The organism is Microcystis sp. M53603_WE2 (assembly GCF_030065435.1).
This window is the reverse complement of the sequence record NZ_JASJFF010001288.1, coordinates 1-1,701: the sequence shown is the minus strand read 5'-3', so window position 1 is coordinate 1,701 and position 1,701 is coordinate 1. Positions and strand designations below refer to the sequence as shown.

At 47.5% G+C, this 1,701-nt stretch carries 2 protein-coding genes; both read left to right on the top strand.

Features of this window, described 5'->3' with window-relative positions:
• The first annotated feature begins 221 nt into the window (after window positions 1–221).
• Window positions 222–1,016, top strand: a complete 795-nt coding sequence (pgeF, locus tag PX481_RS26915; protein ID WP_002759681.1) for a peptidoglycan editing factor PgeF — start codon at window positions 222–224, stop codon at window positions 1,014–1,016.
• A gap of 60 nt (window positions 1,017–1,076) precedes the next feature.
• On the top strand, window positions 1,077–1,701 hold a 625-nt coding region (gene fmt, locus PX481_RS26910; RefSeq protein ID WP_288096994.1), incomplete at its 3' end, for a methionyl-tRNA formyltransferase.

The window sequence follows — 1,701 nt, the reverse complement described above, 5'->3', positions numbered from 1 at the left end:
GGAGTGATCAGGGGGAAATTCAGGGACTTTTTCCCTGAAAATTAGGTAATTGACCCCCTCAAAATCGGTAAAACCCCACACCCCACACCCCACACCCTACACCCTGCCCCTAGGAAAAACTTTTTCAGCAGACCCTAAATAATCTTCCGGTTGCCGTTTGCCAAGCTCAGAACTAGGATAGGAAAGAACGAGGTATTAATGCAGCAAGAGAGGTTTAGACTGTGACCAATGTAGCGATCGATGTCCGATTAACCGAGACTTCTCTGTGGCAATGGCAAATATGGCAAGGATTGCCCTATCTTACCTGTAATCTCCTAGAGGACTGGTCCCACGGCTTTTTTACCCGTCATTATTACCCCCAAACCCCGGAAGCTTTTACGGCTGCTCTGGGGGCAAATGTACCGGTTTATCGGGTCAAACAGGTACATGGCGATCGCCTATTAAATCCCCAAGGGATTACTAACCCGGAAATTGTCGAAGCGGATGGAATTATCACCGATGCTTCCGGTCAAGGGATTTGGGTGGCCAGTGCTGACTGTACGCCCGTACTAATAGGCGATCGCTCTACTGGTGTTGGGGTGGCGATTCATTCTGGATGGAGAGGGACGGCCAAAAGGATAGTTCCCAAAGCAGTAAAGCAGTTATTAAACTCAGGTAGTTGTTTAGATAACTTAGTGCTGGCCCTGGGGCCGGCAATTGCCGGGGAAGTGTATCAAGTAGAGGCAGAAGTTGCCGTAGAAGTGGGTTTAAGTTTATTCCCCCAAGAAACCAATCCCGACCAAATTCTGGCGAATTTATTGAACCTGTCCCCCTCCCCCTTATTTGCTGACGAGGAAAAAGGGAAAGTGCGCTTAGACGTGCGACGGGTGATTTATCATCAACTACAACAGTTAGGAATTCGGGATGAACAAATTGCGATCGCTCCTTTTTGTACCTATCAACAAGAGGATCATTTTTTCTCCTATCGTCGGGAAAAAGCCAAAAAAATTCAATGGTCTGGCATAGTTAGCCGTTAATAACTCGGTGGACATTCACTGATTACTGCTCACTGATAACTGAAAAATCCCCCCTCTCCCATGCGTATTGTTTTTTTCGGAACCCCGACTTTTGCTGTTCCCACCCTAAAAAAATTATTAGCCAATCCCGATATAGAAGTAATTACCGTCGTTACCCAACCGGACAAGCGCCGGGGAAGGGGCAATCAATTAATCCCCTCACCGGTGAAACAAATAGCCATAGAACAGCAAATACCGGTTTTGCAGCCCAAAAGTGTCAAAAAAAACGCTCGAACCTTAGATTTTCTCAGACAATCGCGGGTGGATGCCTTTGTGGTGGTTGCCTACGGACAAATTCTCTCCCCAGAAATTCTAGAGATGCCGAGATTAGGCTGTATTAACGTTCATGGCTCAATTTTACCGAAATATCGGGGAGCAGCCCCCGTGCAGTGGTGCATCGCTAGGGGAGAAAAAGAAACCGGCATTACCACCATGTTAATGGATGCGGGCATGGATACCGGACCGATGCTACTGAAAGCCTACACCCCGATCGCTCTTTTTGACAATGCCGAACAGGTGGGAGCAACCCTAGGACAAATGGGGGCGGATTTGCTCCTAGAAACCCTCTCTAAGCTCGATCGAGCAGAAATTACCCCAATTCCTCAAAATAACGACGATGCCACCTATGCCCCTTTAATTCAAAAAT